The sequence below is a fragment of the Rubrivivax gelatinosus genome (genome assembly GCF_016583785.1).
Taxonomy (GTDB): Bacteria; Pseudomonadota; Gammaproteobacteria; order Burkholderiales; family Burkholderiaceae_C; genus Rubrivivax; species Rubrivivax gelatinosus_B.
The window spans coordinates 17,585-31,851 of sequence record NZ_NRRU01000037.1 but is presented as its reverse complement, the minus strand read 5'-3'; the positions used below and the strand labels follow the sequence as shown (position 1 = coordinate 31,851).

Genomic DNA, 14,267 nt, shown 5'->3' with positions numbered 1-14,267 from the left:
CCCCGTCTAAATCTCCGGCGCGCCGGGTTCAGCGCATCGAATAGCCGCGGCCGTCCATGCAGGCCTCGACCGCACGCTGGAACACCGTGGCGTCTTCCATCGCCGCCTTTTGCGTCGTCGCCCAGCGGTTGCAGGCCTGGCGGTCGGCCTCGGTCTGCTGTGCGTCCTGGCCCTGGCGCGGGTAGATGATCGGGTCGGGCTGGCGCGGCGGCACCGATTCGGAGCCGCGCGGGCGTTCGACCACCGGCGCCGGCGCGTAGACCACGGGCGGGGCATAGACCACCGGCGGCGCGTAGATGACCGGCGGCGGCATCATCGGCCAGGGCCGGTACGGCGGGCCCCAGTAACGCGGGCCGGGACCGTAGGGGTAGCCGCTGACGACGCGGCCGTAGACCGGCACGCCGATCCAGCCGAGGTCGACGCCGACCGAGACCGAGGTGCGTGCCGAGGCCGTGCCGGCGGCGGCGAGTGCCAACGCCGCCAGCCCCAGCTTCAGCGTCTGCGAGAGGTGCGTGCGCATGCCGAGCTCCTGGGTGATATTGCGATCATCGCGCCGGTGGCACCTTCGGTTGACCGGCGCACTGCAAAGTATCGTGAACAGGGCGCTCCCGGGCGACGCCTCCCGGCGGCGCCGGCTCCGCCTCAGGCCGTCAGCATGCCCTTGCGCTCGATGAAGGCGACGACCTCCTCCAGGCCGGCCCGGGTCTTCAGGTTGGTCATCACGAAGGGCCGGGCGCCGCGCATGCGGCGTGTGTCTTCGGCCATCACCTCGAGCGAGGCGCCGACGTGCGGTGCCAGGTCGGTCTTGTTGATGACGAACAGGTCGCTCTTGGTGATGCCGGGCCCGCCCTTGCGCGGGATCTTCTCGCCGGCGGCGACGTCGATGACGTAGATCGTCAGGTCCGAGAGTTCGGGGCTGAAGGTCGCGGCCAGGTTGTCGCCGCCGGACTCGATGAAGACGATGTCGGCGTCGGGGAACTGCTCGAGCAGCCGGTCGACGGCCTCGAGGTTGATCGACGCGTCCTCGCGGATCGCGGTGTGCGGGCAGCCGCCGGTCTCGACGCCGACGATGCGCTCGGGCTCGAGCGCGCCGGCCACCGTCAGCAGGCGCTGGTCTTCCTTGGTGTAGATGTCGTTGGTGACGACCACCAGGTCCCAGCGCTCGCGCATCGTCTTGCACAGCATCTCGACCAGCGTCGTCTTGCCCGAGCCCACCGGGCCGCCGACGCCGACACGCAGCGGAGGCAGCCGGCGTGTGCGGCCGGGGATGGAATGCAGCGGGGTGTTCATCCAACGGATGATGCAGCAACCGTGCCTGGAGCCTGCGGCCTCAGGACCTGAACAGCCGCGAGTACTGGGCTTCGTGGCGCGCCGACAGCAGCGCCAGCATCGGCGCGAAGGCGACGCGGCCGGCGTCGTCGCAGGCCTGGGCGCGCGCGGCCGCGGCCGGCAGCGCTGCCGCCAGCGCCGACAGGATGCGCTGCGCCGCGGCCTGGCCCAGCGGAACCGCCTTCATCGCCGCCTGCACCATGTTCTCGGACCAGCCGAAACCGAAGGCCAGCAGCGCGTCGTGTTCGGCGGCACCGGCCAGTACCGCCGCGAGCGCGAAGCCCAGCGGCCAGGTCGGCGCCGGCGGCAGCGCGGCGAGGGCGGCGATGCGGGCGTCGCCGGCCTGTTCGCCGTTCTTCAGCCATTCGACCAGCGAACGCCCCATCTGCTCGGCCTGGAGCCGGAACTCGGCGCTCTCGCGGCTCGCCTGCACCCAGTCGTTGAGCGTGCGCACACGCGCCGCGTCGCCGTCGCGCCAGGCGCGCATCGATTGCACCAGCACCGGGCCGTCGGCACGCGCCAGCGTCAGCTCCAGCTGCGCCAGCAGCCAGTTGCGCGCCGTCGCCTCGCTGCCGACGCGGCCGGCCTCGACCGCCGCTTCCAGCCCTTCCGAGTAGCTGAAGCCGCCGACCGGCAGCGCCGGCGAGGCCAGCCAGATCAGGCGCAGCAGCGTCGGCGCCTGCACGCCTTCAGCCGTGGTCGTGGCCGCAGCCGCCGTGGCCGCCGCAGCCGCTCTTGGCGCGCTTCGGCGCCGGCGGCGCGACCACGGCATCCCCATGGCTGCAGCCGGCGCCGTGCGCGTGGCCGTGCGAGCAGCCGGCGTGGCCGTGCTCGTGCGCGTGCGCGTGGTCATGGGCGTGCTTATGCCCCTGCGCAGGCTCGTGCCCCGGCTGATGCTCGTGACCGTGCGCGCAGCCGCCATGGCCATGCGCGTGATCGTGCGCCGCCTCGTGGCCGCCGGCGGCGTAGGCGCCGGCCTCGGGTTCGAAGGGCTCGTGCGCTTCGTACACGTCCAGGCCCAGGCGCCGCAGCATCTCGGCGAGCACGTGGTCGGGTTCGAGCTTCAGGTGGTCGTGGCGCAGTTCGAGCGCGACATGGCGGTTGCCCAGGTGGTAGGCGGCACGCGTCAGGTCGAAGGGCGAACCGTCGGCGCCGGCGCGCACCACCAGCACCGGCTGCGCCGCCGCCAGCACGCGCACCAGCGAGCCGTCCTCGGCGACGAGCACGTCAGCGCCGCGCACGACGCTGCCGCGCGCCAGGAACACGCCGAGCGTGCGCCCGGTGCTGTCCACGGCGTCGAAGCGGCTCTTCTGGCGCGTGTCCCAGTCGAGTTCGACGCTGGCGGCGCGCTTGAGCAGCGCCCCGGCGAGGCCGCGGCCCTGGGGGAGGAGCTTGTTGACGGTGAGCATCGGGGATCAGTCCTGTTCGCGGCGTCGCCGCCGGGGCCGCACAGTCTAGCGGCTGAGTTCTGCCACAGCTCGCGCAGCGCCGGCTAGGGCACGCACTGTGGCTCGGGCAGCGTGAAGCGGAACGCCGCGCCGGCGCCCGGGCTGCCGTCGGCCCAGACGCGGCCGCCGTGGCGGCGCACGATGCGCGCCACCGTCGCCAGGCCGACGCCGGTGCCGGGGAACTCGCGGCTGCTGTGCAGGCGCTGGAAGGGCTGGAACAGCCGGTGCGCATGCGCGGCGTCGAAACCGGCGCCGTTGTCGCGCACGACGATCGCGCGTTCGCCGTCCAGCAGCTCGGCGTGCACCTGCACCCGCGGCTGCTCGGCGCGCGACGAGTACTTCCAGGCGTTGGCCAGCAGGTTCTGCAGCGCGATGCGCAGCAGCCCGGCGTCGCCGACGACCTGCAGCCCGGCTTCGACCTCGAACTCGACGTGGTGCTCCGGGTCGGCCGCCACCAGCTCGGCGCCGATCTCGTGCGCCAGCGCGCTCAGGTCCACCAGCTGCGGCTCGAGCGCGCGCCGGCCTATGCCCGACAGCGTCAGCAGGTCCTCGGTCAGGCGCACCATGTTGGCGACGCTGAGCTCGGCGTGGCCGAGGATCTCCAGCGCCGAGGCCGGCAGCACCTGGCCGTGTTTGGCGCGCAGCAGCTGCATCACGCCGTGGATGCCGTTGAGCGGGCCGCGCAGGTCGTGCGAGGCCGAATAGGTGAAGGCGCGCAATTCCTCGTTCGCGTGTTCGAGTTCGGCCGTGCGTTCGCGCACCTTGTGCTCCAGCGTCTCGCGGTGGCGGCGCTCGGCGTCGCCGCTGCGCCGGATCTGCATCAGCGCGATCCACAGCAGCAGCGTCAGCGCGGCGGCCACGCCGACGACGCCGCCGGCCAGCGTCAGCACACGCTGGCGCCAGGGGGCGAGCAGCGGTTCCAGGTCCTGGCCTATGCCCACCAGCAGCGCCGGCTGCTCGATCTCGCGGTAGGTCAGCAGCCTCTCGACGCCGTCGAGCACGCTGGTCGCGCGCAGCGTCGTCTGACCTCTCAGCGGCCGCTGCAGCTTGAACACCGGCGACACCGCCGACAGGTCCAGCCCCGGCGGCATCGCCGCGTAGTGCGGATGCCGCAGCAGCAGCGTGCCGTCGGCACGCGCCAGCACCAGGCTGGAGCCGGCCGGCAGCTGCAGCTCGCGGTAGAAACGTTCGAAGTGTTCGCTGTCCAGCACCGCCACCGCGACGCCGAGAAAGCTGCCGTCGGCGGCGACGATGCGCCGCGTCACCGGAATGACCGGCCGGTCGGGGCCGCCGATCGGCTGGCCCACGCGCAGCAGACTGTTGCCGCCGTCGCGCTGCGAACGCAGCGCGATGCGCAGCGGCAAGGCGCGGCGCAGGTCCTCGTCGCCGCCGCTGTCGGCAACCAGTTCCAGGTCGGGGCCGAAGACCGCCAGCCAGCGTGCCTGCGGCAGCAGGCCGCGCTTGCGCTCCAGCGTCTGGTGCAGGGCCTCGCCGTCGCGCAGCAGCGCGTCCGGGCGCGCGGCGTCGGCGGCGACGAGTTCCAGGATCACGTCGATGGCGCCGAAGCTGCGGCGCACATGCTCGTCCAGCGCCCGCGCCAGCGTGGCCGCCTGTTCGGTGGCACTGGCGATGCGGTCGCGCCGTTCCTGCAGGCCGTACAGCAGCGCCGACCCGCACAGCAGCAGCAGCATCAGAACGAAGGCCGCGACCACGCTCTGCTCGATCCGGCGCAGGAAGAGGTCCCGCGCGGTTGCGGGCGAAATATTCATCGGCTGCCTGTTCCGCGCGGGTCGCTCGCGTCTTCGTTCGCCCCCGGCAGCGGGGCAGGGCCTCGGGGCCGGGACGCTCCCGGCGGCGCGAGTCTATCCCCTGTCGAACGGACTTGCCGAGCGGGGCTGGCCGTAACTCAGCGGTCGAAATCCACGCGAACCCCAAGCCACATCGCACGCGGCGCACCCGGCCCGACGAAACGTTCGTTCGTCCACTGGTCCGGCGCCAGCAGGTTGCCGCGGGCGTCGAAAGCGTTCTCGCCGAGCGCGCCGGCGCTGGCGACCTCGCGGTCGAAGACGTTGGCGATGCGGCCGAAGACTTCCACCCCGTCGGCGACGCGCCAGCTGGCCGTCAGGTCCAGCAGCGCGTAGCCGCCCAGGCGGCCGCTGCCGATGTAGTCGTCGCCGGCTTCGTGGCGGCCGTTCTCGTTGCCGCGCACCGTCTGGCTGGACAGCGCACGCCAGTGCGCGCCCAGGCTCCAGGCCTGCGACGGCGCCCACTGCAGCGCCGCCTTCAGCTGATGCGCCGGCAGCCCGGGCAGGCGGTCGCCGGGGCGCACCGCGATCTCGTCCTCGGCCGGGCAGGCCGGGTCGGTGCCGGCGCTGCTGTTGGCTTCGGACACCAGGCAGGCCGGCGACTCGAAGGTCGCGCGCAGCCAGTTGTAGGCCAGCTGCCAGGACAGCGCGCCGCTGCTGCGGCTGGCGCCCAGCTCCAGCCCCTGGCGCCGCGTCTTGCCGAAGTTCTTGAAGTAGCCGGCGGCGCGCCCGTTGCTGATGAACAGCAGGTCGTCGCGGTTCTCGCTCGCGAACAGCGCGGCGTTCCAGCGCAGGCCGCCGCTGCGGCCGCGCACGCCGGCCTCGGCGGTGCGCGTCACCACCTGCTTGAGCGGCGGGTCCGACTGCAGCGCGTTCGGCAGCACGCAGGCGTTGTCCGGGTCCGAGCAGCCGAGCTCGATCGGGCTGGGCGCGCGTGTGCCCTGGCTCAGCTGGCCGAAGACGGTGAGCGCCGGGCTCGCCTGCCAGGTCAGGCCGGCGGCGGGGTTGAGCTTGCGGTAGCGCGCGTCGGCGTCGAGTTCGGTGTCCAGGCCGAGTTCGGCGCGGCCGCGGTCCACCGTCTTCACCTGCGTGTTCTGCCAGCGGGCCGACAGCGTCAGCTGCAGCGTCGGCGCCAGCGCGATCTGGTCCGCGGCCCAGACGCTGGTGCTGCGCGTGTGGCCGCTGATCCAGGCGTCGACCTCGGCCTCCTCGGCGTCGACGACGGCGCGGGTGGCGTCCAGCATGCCCTCGGCCTCGGTCTGGCGGAAGCGGCTGCGCGCGCGGTCGTAGGCGGCGCCCAGGCTCAGGCGGTGTTTCTCGAGGGCCCAGGTCGACTGCAGCGCCAGGCCGCTGCCGCGCTGGCGCGTCGAGGTTCGGTTCTCGACCCCGGTCTCCTCGACGTCGGGCGGGTCGTAGTCGTCGTTCAGGTCGCCGTTCAGGGTGTCGGCGTCAGCGTGGCGCAGGTAGGCGGTGGCGGCGATGCGCTGTGTTGCCGAGACGTCCCACTTGCCGTTGAGCGCCAGCATCGTCATCTTGTTGGACGTGCGGTCGGGGCGGGTGTAGATCTGCTCGCGGTCGGCGGCCAGCAGGGTCTCGGGCAGCAGGCCGTTGCCGATCAGCGTGTTGTCGGCGTGTGTCAGCGCCAGGTCCCAGTCCAGGCCGCCGGCGGTGGCACCGGCCTTGGCGAAGAACTGGCGCACGCGTGACGGCGAGTGGTCGCGCCAGCCGTCTTCGTTCATCGCGTCGGCGGCGAGGAAGAGGTGGCCGCTGTCGCCCAGGCGCCGGCCGTGCGTGGCCTCGACCTCGACGCGGCCGAACGAACCGCCCTCGATGCTGGCCTCGGTGCCAGGGTGGGTGTCGCCGCGTTTGGTCTCGAGCACCAGCGCGCCGCCGAGCGTGTTCAGCCCGAACAGCGGGTTCGCGCCGGGCAGCAGCGTGACCTGGGCGATCGCCGCCTGCGGGATCAGGTCCCAGGCGACGACGTCGCCGAAAGCTTCGTTGACGCGCACCCCGTCCTGGTAGACCGACAGCCCCTGCGGCGTGCCCAGCAGCGGGCTCGCGGTGAAGCCGCGGAAGTTCAGGTCCATCTGGTACGGGTTGCCCTGGATCTCGTTGGCGCTGACGCCGGGCAGGGCGGTGCCGAGGAAGTCGGCGAGATTGCGGCTCTGGCTGCGGCGCAGGTCCTCGTCGGTCGCGGTCTGCACATTGGCCGGCACGCGGTCGCGCGCGACGCCGCTGCCGGGCAGCGGCGAGATGCCGATGATCTCGATGCGTTCGACGCGCTCGGTGGCAGGCGGCGAAACGTTCTGGGCGCCGGCCGGGGCGGCCAGGCAGGCGAAGGCAGCAAGGGCTAGCGCACTCGGGCGCAGCGGAGCGGGCATGGTCTGGTTCTCTCCTGTGGTGGCTCCTTGTCTCGCGTGGTGGGGCGGGTCGGTCTGAACGGGGTGCTGCCACGGTAGCCGCGGCAGCACGGCGTGGCACAGGGAAGATTTCCTGGCCGCGGGTTGTCCCTCCCCCGCGATCAGGCCCCGGCCGGGCTGATGACGCCGTGGCGCCAGGCCAGGTGCACCAGCGCTGCCGAGGTGGCGACGCCGAGCTTGTCCTTGATGACCGTCTGGTGGTTGGACACCGTCTTCGCGCTCAGCCCCAGCGCCAGCGCGCAGTCGGCCGCCGAACAGCCGGCGGCGAGCAGGCGGAAGACCTCGAACTCGCGTGCGCTCAGGCTGGACAGGCGCTCGCCTTCGGACAGCGGGTCGCGCCGCAGCCAGCCGGGCGGCAGCCCCGGGTCCAGCCAGCTGCGGCCGGCGTGCAGCGCCCGCACCGCCTCGACCAGCAGTTCAGGCGCGGCCGCCTTGCTCAGGTAGCCGCGGGCGCCGGCGGCGAGCGCGCGCCGCACCATCGCCTCGCCGTCGTGCATGCTGAAGACGAGCACCGCGGCCGCCGGCGAACGCAGGCGCACGCGCCGGATCAGCTCCAGGCCGCCGCCGGGCATCGCCAGGTCCGTGACCAGCAGCTCGGGTGCGAAAGCGGCCCAGGCGGCGTCGGCCGTGTCGGCGTCACCGGCCTCGGCGACGACCTCGATGCCGCCGGCCTGCTCGAGCAGGCGGCGGTAGCCCTCGCGCACCACCGGGTGGTCGTCGGCGATCAGCAGGCGGATCACGGCGTCGTCTCCAGGGCTTGTTGCTGACGCTGCGGCTGCAGTGGCAGCGTCAGCCGCACGCGCGTGCCGCTGCCGGCGGCGCCTTCGAGCGCCAGCGTGCCGCCGAGCGCGGCGGCACGTTCGGCCGCGCCCAGCAGGCCCAGGCCGCGGCGCTCGCCCTCGGGCGGCAGGCCGATGCCGTCGTCCTCGACCAGCAGCGCCAGCGACTCGCCTTCACGCGCCAGCAGCACCTGCACGCGGCCGGCGCGGGCGTGGCGCATCACGTTGGTCAGCGCTTCCTGGGCGACGCGGTAGACGACGAGTTCGGCTTCGGCGCCGAGCCCGCCGGCGGCCTCGGCCGCGCCGTGGAAGCTGCAGGCCACGCCGCTGCGCGCCTGCCAGCCCGCACACAGCTCCTCCAGCGCCGCGGCCAGCCCGAGCATCTCCAGGTGCGCCGGGCGCAGCCGCTGCAGCAAGCCGCGCACGCCGCGCAGCAGGCTTTGCGCCTGCTGGTCGGCGCGGGAGGCGGCGGCACGCGCGGCCTCGGCGTCGCCGAGCGCGACGGCGCGCTTGAGCAGCGCGGTGTCCATGCGCAGCGCGGTGCAGGCCTGGCCCATCTCGTCGTGCAGCTCGCGTGCGATCGCGGCGCGTTCGTCCTCCTGCAGCGCGATCAGGCCGCGCGCCAGTTCGGCGTTGCGTTCGGCCAGGCGCGCGGCGTCGGCGAGTGCACGCTGCTCGCTCGCCAGCGCCTGCTCGGCGTCGCGGCGCCGGCGCAGCGCGTGCACGGCCAGCCCGAGCGCGAGCACGCCGAGCGCGATCGCCAGCTCGTCGGCCTGCCAGCTCTCGTGGCGCGCGAAGAAGGCCACCAGGCTCTCGTGCAGTTCCAGCACCGAGGCCAGCGCCCAGGTCGCCGCCGCGGCGCCGACGACGACGGCGAGTTCGATCGCCGAGCGGCGTCGCAGCGCCGCGGATTCGTGTGCGGTGCGGGCCATCGTCAGGCTCCCGGACGGGCCAGGCCCAGGCGCACGCTGGCGATGCGCTCGCGTTCGTACTCCTCGCGCAGCCAGCGGCCGTAGTCGGCCGGGCCGAGGTAGGCGAGGTCCTGGTCGTATTTGGCGAGCTCGGCGCCGAAGGCGGGCTCGAACATCGCGCGCCGGAAGGCGTCGTGCAGCCGCGCGACGACGGCCGGCGGCAGCCCGCGCGGCCCGCCCAGGCCGTAGGGCGAGGTGGCGACGATCGGAAAGCCGAGTTCGGTGAGCGTCGGCACCTCGGGCCAGCGCGGCGAGCGTTTGCCGGCGAAGCTGGCCAGCAGCCGCAGCCGCCCGGAGTCGACCGCGGGCGCGAAGCCGGTGGAGTTGACGCCGGCCATCACCTGGCCGGACTCGATCGCCAGCAGCTGCTCGCTGGTGCCGCGGTAGGGCACGTGGATGTAGCGCAGGCCGCGTGCGGTGAACAGCTCCTCCAGCACCATGTGCGGCGTCGTGCCGACGCCGTTGGTCGCGATCGCCAGCTCGCCCGGCCGGGCGCGGGCGAAGGCGAACAGGTCCTCGAGCGCACGCCAGGGGCTGGAGTTGCGCACCAGCACGCCGAAGGTGACGCCGGAGATCTGGATGATCGGCGTGACGTCGCGTATCGGGTCCCAGAGCACACGCTGGGTGTGCGGCACGCGCAGCACCGGCTGCGGCAGCTGCGCGATCGTGTAGCCGTCGGGCTCGGACATCTGCAGCACCGGCATCGCCAGCGTGCCGCCGGCGCCGCTGCGGTTCTCGACGATGATGCGCTGGCCCAGGTGGGCGCCGGCGAGTTCGGCCAGCAGCCGCAGCGTCAGGTCGGTGGCGCCGCCGGCCGGCCAGGGCACCCACAGCGTGATCGTGCGGCTCGGGAAGGGCGCCGTGCCGGCGCTGGCCGTCGCGGCGCCGGCAGCGCCCAGCGCGGCGGCGGCAGCGGCGGCGAGCAGGCGCCGGCGGGCCGCGCCGGCCGGGGTCAGCGGGCGACTTTGCACAGCTTCTCCGGGGCGTCGGCGCCCAGCGTGTCGAGCACGTTCGTCGGGTGCAGCAGGCCCTCGATCGGCGCCTGCGCGACGACGCCCTGGCCGTCGCTCAGCAGCAGCGGCTGGCGCAGCTGGCCGTCCCAGGCGCGGAAGCTCATCGGCGTGCCCTTGGAGCCGTCCAGCGTGGCGCCGCCCAGGGCCTTGGCCCAGGCCGGTGCCGGCCCCTTGGGCGCGGCGACCGCGGCGCCGATCAGTGCCTTGCCCGCCATCCAGGCCGCCCAGTCGGGGCCGGTCATCGGCCGCTTGTAGGCCTTGGCGAAGCGGCGTGAGACCTGGGGTGCGCCGTAACGCTCGAACTGCGCGTGCCAGGCCAGCGCCACCAGCCCGGCGTCGCCGACCACCGGCCGCGGCAGCACCGTGCGGTAGGGCAGCGAACGCGCGAACTCGCCGGCGCCGTCGACGACCCAGACGGCGTCGTAGCCGGCATTGCCGGTCAGCAGCAGCGGGTTGGCGAAGTCGCGTTCGCGCGGGTCGGCCGAGAGCTTGAACGGGCGCTGGGCGACGAGCTTGAGGCCGTAACGTTTCATCGAGGCCTGCGCCGTCGCCGCGCGCACCTGGTCCTCGGGCGTCGGGCCGACCAGCATCAGCACCTGGGCCCAGCGCCGCGCCACCAGCGTCTGCGCCAGCGCGTCGCTGCGCATGCGTTCGCTGGGCAGCAGGTGGTACAGGCGCGGCCGGCAGTCGCTGCCACGCAGCCGGTCGGCGGCGTCGCCGACGTTGAGCACCGGGATCTTCACCGCGTCGGCCACCGCCAGCGTCCAGTCGCCGGGCAGGTCGACGACGAGCACCGCGGCGCCGGCCTTCTCGGCGGCCGCGGCCGCGGCGCGTGCGGCCTCGCGCGAGCCGACCTCGGCGCTGTCGACGCTGATCCTCACCTCGGCGGCGTCGAGCTCGAATTGAGCGTCCTCGACGGCCAGCTTCAGCCCGTCGCCGGCCGGCCCGCCCGGGTGGCCGAGGTAGGCGCGTTCCAGCCGCGAGCGCTCCAGCCGCGGGTCGTCGGCCGGCTGCAGCAGCGTGACCTTCAAGGTCGCTGCCGGTGCCGCCGCCGCTGCCAGCGCCATCACGACGGCGACGCCCAGCCGCTGCGGCCTCATTCGACCAGCACCAGGCCGTAGGGCACGCGGCCAACCGGGATGCTCTTCACGGCCTTGGCGCCGGCGACGTCGACGACGGTGACGTCGTCGCTCAGCCCGTTGACGACCCACAGCCGCTGCTCGGCCTTGTCCAGCGTGACGTTCCAGGCGCGTTTGCCGACCAGCACCTGGTTCGTCACCTTGCGCGTGGCGACGTCGACGAAGGCCACGTGGTTGGCCTTGCCGAGCGCGACGAAGGCACGCTTGCCGTCGCGTGTCATCGTGATGCCCACTGGCGTGATCTCCTCGGCGCGCGCGCCCTTGACCTCGAACTTCAGCGTCGCCAGCAGCTCGTTCGTCGCCGTCGAGACGATACTGACGCTGGCGTCGAGTTCGTTCGTGACCCAGAGCTCGCGGCCGTCGGGCGTGATCGCCATGCGCCTCGGGCGCTTGCCGACCTTGACGTTCTTCACCACCTTGCCCTGGGCGACGTCGATCACGTGCACCATGCTCGCGACCTCGGAGGTCACGTACAGCGTGCGCCCGTCGGCCGAGACCTTGACGCCCTCGGGCTCCTGGCCGACCTTGACCGTCTTCGTCACCTTGCCGGTCTGGGCGTCGATGAAGCTCGCCACGCCGTCGTCCTCGTTCGAGACGTAGATCGTGCGCCCGTCGGGCGAGACGTCGAAGGCCTCGGGGTCGTCGCCCAGCGGCACGCGGCGCAGCGACTTCTGCGTCGCCGCGTCGAGCACGTCGGCGACGCCGCTGTCGGTGCAGGCGAGCATCACGCGGCCGTCGGGCAGGCGCTGGATGTGGCGGCCGCGTTTGCAGGTCGCGACCGTGCCCTTGACGGCCAGCGTGGCGGTGTCGATCAGCGTGATCGCGTCGTCCTTCTCGCTGGATACCCAGGCGGTGCCCTGGGCGCTGACGCCGGCGGCGGCGACGGCGAGCGCTGCGGCGCTCGTGCGGGCGAAAGCTCGCATACGGGTGTGTCTCCTTGTGTTGGGCCTGACGGCGGCCTCTGGCGGGCCGGCTGCGGGACATTCAACCAGATGTGTCGTCCTCGCGCCTTCCGCACGAACCAGCAAGGACCTCGCCAGCGCTGTCCCGCAGGAGGCTGCGGGCGGCGCCAGCGGGCGGCTGTTCGCGGCGATGACACTCTGTGCCCCGGCGATGACACGGTTTCGGCGCAGCCTGTTCGCGCGCTGCCGGACGACGGCCGCGACCACGGCGCATGGCCTGCGATGGCCGCCGGTGCTTTCCCTATCCGGGTCGCCCCGGAGGCCGGTGCCGCGGCGGGCCGCGAGTTGCCGTCGGGGCGCCAGCGGCGGCTGCGCGGACGCCGATGGACTGCCCACGGCCGGCCCTGCGCGGCGCGTCGCCACGCGCCGCGCCGCTGAAGACGGCAAGGAACTTGCGGTCGGGCGCTGCGCCGTGTTCTCGACGTCGGCGGCGGGTTGGTCAACGGGTTCCGGCCGCACGAGGGGAAGACCGGTCCATCAAAGCAAGGAGACATCGATGCGAATTTCTGGGCATTCACGCCTTCCCTGGGCGGGGCTGGGGCTGGCGGCAGCGCTGGTGCTGCCAGGCCTGGTGCAGGCCAACGCGGACGTCGAGAAGCTGACCGCCAACCCCAAGAACTGGGCGATGCAGGCCGGCGACATGTACAACCAGCGGCACAGCCAGCTCAAGCAGATCAACGCCGGCAACGTCGGCAAGATGCAGGTCGCGTGGACCTTCTCCACCGGCGTGCTGCGCGGCCACGAAGGCTCGCCGCTGGTCATCGACGGCACGATGTACCTGCACTCGCCGTTCCCGAACAAGGTGTTCGCGATCGAGCTCGAGACCCAGAAGATCATCTGGAAGTACGAGCCCAAGCAGGACCCGGCGGTGATCCCGCAGATGTGCTGCGACACCGTCAACCGCGGCCTGGCCTATGCCGAGGGCAAGGTCTTCCTGCAGCAGGCCGACAGCAACCTGGTCGCGCTCGACGCCAAGACCGGCAAGCTGATCTGGACGGTGAAAAACGGCGACCCCAAGCTGGGCGCCGTCAACACCAACGCGCCGCACGTCTTCAAGGACAAGGTGATCACAGGCATCTCCGGCGGCGAATGGGGCGTGCGCGGCTTCCTCGCCGCCTACGACATCAACACCGGCAAGCAGGTCTGGAAGGGCTACAGCGTCGGCCCCGACGCCGAGATGCTGATCGACCCGGCGAAGACGACGACCTGGACGGACGGCGCCGTCAAGCCCGTCGGCCCCGACTCGTCGCTCAAGACCTGGAAGGGCGACCAGTGGAAGATCGGCGGCGGCACCACCTGGGGCTGGTTCAGCTACGACAAGGCGCTCAACAGCGTCTTCTACGGCAGCGGCAACCCGTCGACCTGGAACCCGGCGCAGCGCCCGGGCGACAACAAGTGGACGATGTCGATCTGGTCGCGTGACGTCGACACCGGCAAGGTCAACTGGGTCTACCAGATGACGCCCTACGACGAGTGGGACTTCGACGGCGTCAACGAGATGATCCTCGCCGACATCAACGTCAAGGGCAAACCGACCAAGGCGCTGGTGCACTTCGACCGCAACGGCTTCGCCTACACGCTGGACCGCACCAACGGCGCGCTGCTCGTCGCCCAGAAGTACGACCCGGCGGTGAACTGGGCGACGCACGTCGACATGAAGACCGGCCGGCCGCAGGTCGTGTCCAAGTACTCGACGGCGCAGAACGGCCCCGACGTCAACACCAAGGGCGTCTGCCCGGCGGCGCTGGGCACCAAGGACCAGCAGCCCGCGGCTTTCGATCCCGACACCAAGCTCTTCTACGTGCCGACCAACCACGTCTGCATGGACTACGAGCCGTTCGCGGTCGAATACACCGCCGGCCAGCCCTATGTCGGCGCGACGCTGTCGATGTACCCGGCGCCGGGCAGCCACGGCGGCATGGGCAACTTCATCACCTGGGACGCGAGCAGCGGCAAGATCGTGCAGTCCAAGGCCGAGAAGTTCTCGGTCTGGAGCGGTGCGCTCACCACCGCCGGCGGCATCGCCTGCTACGGCACGCTCGAGGGTTACCTGAAGTGCGTCGACAAGAAGAACATCTCCAAGGAGCTGTTCAAGTTCAAGACGCCGTCGGGGATCATCGGCAACGTCTTCACCTATGAGTACAAGGGCAAGCAGTACCTGGGCGTGTTCTCGGGCATCGGCGGCTGGGCCGGCATCGGCATGGCTGCGGGGCTGGAGAAGGACCAGGAAGGCCTGGGTGCCGTCGGTGGCTACCGTGAACTGTCCCAGTACACCGAACTGGGCGGCTCGCTGACGGTGTTCACGCTGCCCAACTGACGGCAGCCGCTCTGATGCCGGCTCCGGAGTGCCCGGGGCCGGCACCCCCGGGGGGGCGGCGTCCGGCGCGGCGACGTCCCCTCT

General features: G+C 72.6%; 12 protein-coding genes. 1 reads left to right on the top strand and 11 read right to left on the bottom strand.

The window, feature by feature from the left end:
* Nucleotides 1–28: 28 nt before the first annotated feature.
* The 11 genes from CKO43_RS11620 to CKO43_RS11570 form a co-directional block, all read right to left on the bottom strand.
* Nucleotides 29–520 (bottom strand): hypothetical protein, encoded by a 492-nt coding sequence (locus CKO43_RS11620; RefSeq protein WP_200226249.1) that lies wholly within the window; start codon nt 518–520, stop codon nt 29–31.
* A gap of 122 nt (nt 521–642) precedes the next feature.
* Nucleotides 643–1,290 carry an urease accessory protein UreG gene (gene ureG / locus CKO43_RS11615; RefSeq protein ID WP_200226247.1) on the bottom strand — a complete coding sequence of 216 codons (648 nt, stop codon included), beginning with the start codon at nt 1,288–1,290 and terminating at the stop codon, nt 643–645.
* Nucleotides 1,291–1,330: 40 nt separating this feature from the next.
* Entirely contained in the window at nt 1,331–2,014 is a 684-nt protein-coding gene (locus tag CKO43_RS11610) for an urease accessory protein UreF (protein ID WP_200226245.1), read from the bottom strand.
* 4 nt (nt 2,015–2,018) lie between these two features.
* Entirely contained in the window at nt 2,019–2,738 is a 720-nt protein-coding gene (gene ureE / locus CKO43_RS11605; RefSeq protein ID WP_200378734.1) for an urease accessory protein UreE, read from the bottom strand.
* Between the two features lie 83 nt (nt 2,739–2,821).
* The gene (locus CKO43_RS11600; protein ID WP_200378733.1) at nt 2,822–4,546 is read right to left on the bottom strand and encodes a sensor histidine kinase; all 1,725 of its coding nucleotides are present in this window, start codon (nt 4,544–4,546) and stop codon (nt 2,822–2,824) included.
* Between the two features lie 137 nt (nt 4,547–4,683).
* Nucleotides 4,684–6,963, bottom strand: a complete 2,280-nt coding sequence (locus tag CKO43_RS11595) for a TonB-dependent receptor (RefSeq protein WP_200378732.1) — start codon at nt 6,961–6,963, stop codon at nt 4,684–4,686.
* A gap of 140 nt (nt 6,964–7,103) precedes the next feature.
* Entirely contained in the window at nt 7,104–7,742 is a 639-nt protein-coding gene (locus CKO43_RS11590) for a response regulator (RefSeq protein WP_200226235.1), read from the bottom strand.
* Nucleotides 7,739–8,713, bottom strand: coding sequence for an ATP-binding protein (locus CKO43_RS11585; RefSeq protein ID WP_200378731.1), 975 nt, complete (start codon nt 8,711–8,713; stop codon nt 7,739–7,741). Before CKO43_RS11585 ends, CKO43_RS11590 begins: the two co-directional genes overlap by 4 nt.
* A gap of 2 nt (nt 8,714–8,715) precedes the next feature.
* Entirely contained in the window at nt 8,716–9,723 is a 1,008-nt protein-coding gene (locus CKO43_RS11580; protein WP_200378730.1) for a tripartite tricarboxylate transporter substrate-binding protein, read from the bottom strand.
* Entirely contained in the window at nt 9,705–10,865 is a 1,161-nt protein-coding gene (locus CKO43_RS11575) for a type 1 periplasmic-binding domain-containing protein (protein WP_200378729.1), read from the bottom strand. The genes CKO43_RS11580 and CKO43_RS11575 overlap by 19 nt, the downstream gene beginning before the upstream one ends.
* On the bottom strand, nt 10,862–11,827 hold the full coding sequence (locus CKO43_RS11570; RefSeq protein WP_200378728.1) for a PQQ-dependent catabolism-associated beta-propeller protein: 966 nt from the start codon (nt 11,825–11,827) through the stop codon (nt 10,862–10,864). The genes CKO43_RS11575 and CKO43_RS11570 overlap by 4 nt, the downstream gene beginning before the upstream one ends.
* Before the next feature lie 535 nt (nt 11,828–12,362).
* Between CKO43_RS11570 and CKO43_RS11565 the strand changes: the two genes are divergently transcribed.
* A complete protein-coding gene (locus CKO43_RS11565) occupies nt 12,363–14,183 on the top strand; it encodes a methanol/ethanol family PQQ-dependent dehydrogenase (protein ID WP_242477774.1) in 1,821 nt (606 codons plus the stop codon).
* The last annotated feature ends 84 nt before the right edge of the window (nt 14,184–14,267 follow it).